The sequence below is a fragment of the Vibrio sp. vnigr-6D03 genome, from assembly GCF_002835515.1.
Taxonomy (GTDB): Bacteria; Pseudomonadota; Gammaproteobacteria; order Enterobacterales; family Vibrionaceae; genus Vibrio; species Vibrio penaeicida.
This window is the reverse complement of record NZ_PIZL01000064.1, coordinates 1-7,186: the sequence shown is the minus strand read 5'-3', so window position 1 is coordinate 7,186 and position 7,186 is coordinate 1. Positions and strand designations below refer to the sequence as shown.

Annotated in this window: 1 protein-coding gene; it reads right to left on the bottom strand. The window is 45.3% G+C overall.

The genetic code is table 11. The features are described from left to right. Positions 1-68: 68 nt before the first annotated feature. Positions 69-7,186 (bottom strand): VWA domain-containing protein (locus CW749_RS27695; protein WP_145997898.1); only part of this gene is annotated, 7,118 nt, incomplete at its 5' end.

Here is a 7,186-nt window from a genome sequence, read left to right as displayed (position 1 = left end):
CAACTTTATGGGGTCACTTCACTTTAGCCCCGGCATTTCAAAGTAGATACAAAGATTTTACTTATTGATTAGTCATCTTTAATTAGAAGTATCGTGCTCAAGTTGTTAGTAAGATCCGTTGCTGATACACCTTCAAAGTCAATCGTCACCGAGCTTCCGTCTTTATCAACGGTTATACTTGAGTGATCATCATCGCCATTCACTGTACCTTTTATTTGCTCCAGCATAGACGACACTTCATTTTCAGATAAGTCCGTGAACAAATCACTCAAATCAAGCTTGTCACCTTCATTAATGTGGAAATCGGTAATGCTGTCTGTACTGCCATCTAAATCGGAGTTAACCCATTTAAAGACATCTGCATCGTCACCACCAGTCAGAATATCACTTCCTAGTCCACCAATTAATGTATCGTTATCATGACCACCATATAGGTAATCATTGCCACCTTGACCAAAGATTATGTCATCACCTTCATTCCCATGTAGGTGATCGGCTTTATCTTTATCCGTTGACTGATTGAACTCTTCAATGTTTTCGGTGATGTAATTATGCACTTGCGCATCAGACACTTCCGCTACATTGAGTTTACCTGCCACATACTCTTTGATTCCTTCGTAACCCTGTGCAGATACACCAGACATGTGCATAGAATCACCAAATAGAATGTCGTCACCTCTACCCGCAGAGATGGTATCGGCACCTGGAAGCTTATCTTCTGAAGTACCAAGGATGGCTTCAGCTAAATCATCTGCATCTACATTGGTTTGCACGTTACCATCTGAATCAAAATCTTTTAACTGATCTTCATTCAAGCCGCTGCCAATGCCAATTGCTTCCACCGTTACGCCGTTACTTTCGAGCATTTCGAACCCAAGCTCAGCTTGTGAAAGTGTCGTACTGTCTGCGTAGGATCCTCGACCAGCTATTTGTACAAATTCATGCTCTCCCGTTCCATCAGGTCTCATGTACCCTTGGAACGTTCCATAGTGGTAGCCCGACGTATAACTGTATACTTTTCCATGCGTATCGATAATTGTCTTTCCTGCGTAGCTATAGGTTTGACCCGGTACGTAATCAGCATTATTTAAAATATCATCTAACGTACGATCATTAGAATTCCCTGGTCTATTGTATACAACAGGGTTAGTAACATCCGTGTTGTAATAAGTTGGACGACCATCGGTAATGAAATACGCCATGTTATTGGCTTCTGGATGTGTTGTTTTCACCGTTTCAAACCAGTTATTGGTAACAGTGAATGCATCTTCATAATTCGTGCCGCCGCCAGACTTCAAGCTGTCTAAAACAGTTTCAAGCTTGTCTTTAGCACCTGCATCAGCAAGATCCACACTCACGCTTGTATGCGCCAATGTATCGAAATCTACCAACATCACATTAACCGTACCGGAGTGCTCACCTTTTGCACTGTTGATCAAGCTATCAAAGACTTCCTCTAGCTGGTCTTCGATATCTTCAACATTGCTGCTTCCAACACTACCTGAAGTATCAACCATGAATGCAATATTATAATCTTGCCCATGAGTAACAACGGTGCCAGTAGTATCGCCGACAATGGTGTCATGCGTGTCGCCAGTCGTGTTGCTTTGCCCATCACCACTCATTGTTACGCCAGCAAAATCACTGAGGACGATAGAGTCATCCCCTGAGGCTGTATTTGCTGTATCACTTCCTTCCTGAGAAGTTGCAGTTACAGAAATTTCCGCTGCGTTAGTTGCAGTAGTTACTAGAGTCAAACCAGATAAGGTCACCGATGTTGCATCGGAAGACCAAAGACCAGAAAGCGTGATAGTACCATCACTTGAAGCAGTACCGATGACCGCTCCACTGCTGTCTTTCAATACATCGCCTTGAGATAGACCAGAGATCTCAATCTCCGTTAACGTCTCACTTCCGTCAACATCGGTTAAGGATGCTTCAATATTCAATGGGTATTCAGATGACGTAGGCTCAACTTTTATCAACGAACCTGTGTCTGGGTCGAGCTCGAAAATACCATCTTCAAACTGAACATACTTAATGTTGTGCAAATGCAATGAATTAACTTCATTCGCTCCGTCTTCAGAGAAATTGAACCAACGGTCATTACTGTTAAAGCCAGAGCCTTTGCTGATTTCGTAATCCGTGCTGCTGCCTTTTAGGATTGCAACATCTTTCGCATTAGGATCGTAATGATTTGAACCATACAACGCATCAGTGCCGTTACCCGCTACAAGAATGTCATCACCTAGATCACCTCTGATGTCATTTTTAGAGTTCTTAGCACCGACTAGAATATCGTTGCCGTCTCCACCTGATATTGAATAACTAGCGCCATTGTCGAATTCACCAAATACGTAATCACGCTCTGACGTACCTGACCGCTCGCCCCACACATCAATAATTTGAGTGTTCTCAATACCAAACTCTGTTCCATCGAAGTTTTCAGGTAAGAAATCTTCATAGGTCATTCCAAATGTAGGAAACTCAGAGTAGACATAAGTAGGGCTACCTGTGAGCGATACATTAACCTCTGGCGCATCAGCTACTGGGGTCACATCTAGGTACGCGCTACCCGTGTCTGTTAACTTACCGTCGCTAACAGTGAAATCGAACTTAATATCGTCCGCAGACATATCCCCGTTAGGGTGGAACACCGCACCTGTCACTTGACCGTGAGAGTTAGTTGTAACAACAAGCTCTCCTTTTGACTCATCGACAGAAAGAGCGGAAATAAACAAGTCGTCTTGATTTTCGTCCGTCGCCGTATTCAACAGTAGCTGTAATTTAGCCGCATCAATAACAAACGCGTTATCTTCTGCAGAGTTACCTAAGTCTGTATCGCCGTTAACAACAGGCGCTCTCTCTAGTGCAGACTCGGAGCTTGGAATGGTAATGTCTACAACTGCCGTGTCATCACTTTCCTGCCCATCAGAATCGATTGCTTTATACTCGATTTCGTCATTAATTTCTGAATCAACTACTTCGATATTCGATAAAGTGAAGTTTGAATTCTGACCTGCTGTTGTCGTCAAACGAATTTCATCAAAACCACTGTCTAATTGAAGGTTGGCAACATATTGAGAGTTCTGAATGTCACTGGACGAATCAACTATAACGGTTTTCTGTAAAACGCCGTCTTTGTAAAGCTCGATATGAACCTTGGCGTCAATCCCAAGATCAGTATCTGTATAATGGCCATGTAAACTACCAAGCGAGATATTCGCCTCAGTTACATTCGTACCATCGCCAAAATCAATAGAAATATATTCTTTGGTGTCACTTTCAACTTCATTGCCGTTGACACCAATGCCATTTTCATTAACTGCGCTGTGATAATTCAGTGTTCCCTGAATCAAGGAACCATCATCAGCAATACTTCCCCCAGTTATCACCAAACCACTTTCTAAAGCGATTTCTGTCAAGTCATTAATTGGGGTATCGCCATGGTAATCAGTCGCATCAAATCTGAAATCAGCATTAACATTCCCGTCTAATTCATACTTAATGTTAGAGGTATCATCAACTTTTGAACCTACAGACAAATCTGTTCTAGAACCATCATCATTAATTACATATAGCGTTCCAAACTCTGGAAGGCTGGTAATAACAATACTTGTTGTTTTACTTGAATCCGCATCATCTTCGGTATCAGTTGCATGACCAGAGAATGGAACATCAAAGACACTAGATGTAGATGATACTGAGAAATCATTAACTTCAGGTCCTTCGTTCACGTAAACTGAATCTGTAGAGCCATATTGAGAACCATTTGGATAAGTTATAGATACGCTCACTTCAAAATCACTGCCCTCGGCAGGAGTTACATAGGAACCTTCTACTTTTCCACTGTTAATTTGCTGCTCAGACAATGTAATTGACTGTACTCCAGAAGGTAAAGTAACAAGTAAGACAGTTCCTACTGTCGCTCCTTTTGGAAGATCTATCTGGTACGCAATATTTTGACCAATCTCAGAGCCTGCCAACACTTCATCATTATTTGCATCACTGGTAATAGTCACCTCTGGCTTAAACAGGTCTTCAACTGTGTAAACCTCGTCACCAAACTTAAACGACTCAAATTCTCTAAAGACGTTTGTGTCTTTCTCCGTTGGTTCATAGATGACAATTTCGCCATTGCTATTAATACTTATCTGGTATTCGTCGATATTACCTGTGAATACCGCACGATCATGATGAGCACCGCCGTCGGCAACAAAATAATCATTGTCATCGTCCGACACCATTCTAAGTTCGTCATTACCACCGCCAAGAAGCACGTAATCATCAGCCGACTGAGATACAGCAGGGTCAAAGGTGCCGTGATAATAATGAACCGTATCAGATGCCTCACTAACATTGCCTGCAGGATCCGTTTCCTTCGCAAACATAAACTCATTGTCATTGGTAGGCGTTGCACTGATATTAGAAATATCAAGAGTCCAACTTAAGTCATCTTGAACAATCGCCGTTCCGATTAGGACGTCTTTTCCGTCTTCATCTTTAGCAAACACCTCAATAGTGTTACCAGCCTCACTACCCGTACCATGCAGAGTCACTTCAGAGTAATCACTGTTTTCCGAATCATCAGTAATGTTTGTGATGGATGGTTTAGCCACAGTGGTGTCCAGTTTCGCACTGTCACTGCCCTTCTCTGACACGTTGCCCGCCGCATCCGTGATGATTGCTTCCACCGTCAGTGTCGCGCCTTCCGCCGGTGCTCCCACTGTCGTCAACACTTCGCCTGCGTCGATGTGAGCTTGTGTCAGCTCGATTTCCGTGCCGTTAACGGTCAAAGTATCGCCTTTCACCGCGCCTGTGCCTGTCAGGCTGATGGTCACGTTCACATCACCGTCCAACTCCGACTTGCTGATCAGACCGTCGTTATCCGTATCTTCTGCGATGACCACGCCAGGCGCTCCCGCCGCAGTAGTATCCAGCTTCGCACTGTCACTGCCTCTTTTTGACACGTTGCCCACTGGGTCCGTGATGGTCGCGTCCACCGTCAGTGTAGAGCCCTCCGCCGGTGCTCCCACCGTCGTCAACACTTCGCCTGTGTCAATGTGATCTTGTGTTAGCTCGATTTCTGTGCCGTTAACGGTCAAGATGTCGCCTTTCACCGCGCCGGTGCCTGTTAGGCTGATGGTCACGTTCACGTCACCGTCCAGCTCCGACTTACTGATCAGGCCGTCGTTATCCGTATCCTCTGTAATAGTCACACCTGGCGCACCCGCCGCGGTGGTATCCAGTTTCGCACTGTCTGTGCCTTTCTCTGACACGTTACCCAACGCATCCGTGATGGTCGCATCCACCGTCAGTGTAGTGCCCTCTTCCGGTGCATCTACGCTCGTCAACACTTCACGTGCATTGATATGAGCCTCAGTCAGTACAATGGCCGTACCGTTCACTGTTAGCGTATCGCCTTTCACAGCACCGGTACCTGTCAGACTGATAGTGACGTTTACGTGACCGTCCAGCTCTGCAGCACTGATAATACCGTCGTTGTTCGCATCTTCTGTAATGATTACAGACGGAGCTAAATCAGTGATACCGAGTGGTGGCAACAAGGTCGCACTCGCTTGACCATCACCATCAACCAACCAATAGTTACCGTCAGGTGTTTGAACTATCACTGGTGGGGTACTGTCGTTCTCTATCTCTGGAATATGCAGCCACTCGGTCAGCTGACCGTCGTTGTTTAAGATAAACAGTGTTACACCGCCGCTTTGTTGCGGTGCTGCGATAACGGGAATACCGTCAACATAACCAGCGCTCGAGAAGTAGAAATTAACACCACTCAGTTCATCAGTATGAATCAAACTACCGCCGTCAATACGATAGATATCAACTTCATGATCGTGACTATTTGAGTAGATGGCATAAACGCTACCATCGGCCGTGGTATAGGTCTCTACTGCGTTGCCTCCCCGGCCCTCATTACCGAGTGCTACTTGCGAATCCAGTTGGGTTAAATCGCCTGTCGTCGAATCAATGCTGTACAGCGTCAACCCTGTACCATTTGATGCAACCAGATAATCCACACCATCTTTGCTAATGATACTTACTGAACTCACTAAATCACCGGCAGCGGTAATTTCTGATGCCTCTTCTGTTAGCTCACCTGTCGCTTGGTCATAAGTAAGACGCGTAATCGCATCACTAGCAGGACGAGCAACATAAATATATTCTGTGCCGTCATCAGCTTCGTAGATAACGTTTTCTCGGATATAATCTTGTGAGTAACCAACTACTTCGCCACCATTAAACTCGACTGTTCCATCAGAATTGATGTTCCAAGCAGAAATCCCCGAATAATTTTGAGAAGTAACAAACAGCGTTGGCACACCATCAACATGACTGGTGTTTGACTGTGTCAAACCGTTACCTAACATGCCAGGTTGTATACCTGCAGCGATGAGCTGATCGGTAATATCGCCTCCACTAGTAGTCACAACTGTGTTAGTGGTACTGTCGAAGGTAATACGGTCAACTTCAGTCAACGTACCATCGTTATTTAAACGCGATATAGTTGTTAAGCCGTTAACCCCCCACATACTTGAAATAATAAATGGCACGCCATCAATAGTAATGGATGTCGTCGTCCACGTAGGTCCATCTCCACCTTCAACGGTATGTTGTAACGTTGTCGTATCAGTAACAGTTGTTTGGTTACCCGCTGCATCAGTCACATCCATGCTTACTGTAATGATGCCATCGTCCAAGGCCGATAAATCTTGGGATGTAATTGTCACCGAGCCACCTGCTGAAATGGTTACATCGCTGGCAGCAACTGTGTGGATGTTTCCATTGGCATCAGTAATAACTATTTGACTGATTGTCGAACCCGGTTCAACACTAGCTGTAAAGCCAGATTCTGTGGACTCAACACCAACCAACTTTTCATCGCCACCGTCGTCAAAATCAATATTAGCGCTAACCGCCGTGTCCACTTCGATGCTGGATGTCGCTTGCGTCGCCGCATTGCCGGCCACGTCGCTGACGTCCGCGGTAATGCCTTCCAGACCTTCTTCGAAGTTCGCCACGTCCGCCGCCGGAACCACGATGCTCCAGACGTTGCCTTGAACCTCACCTGTGTAGGTCTTGCCGTCGATGGTCACGCTCACCAACTGACCGTTTTCTACGTTCGTGGTGGTGCCGCTGATGGTCAGCGCCTGACCTTTCTCGC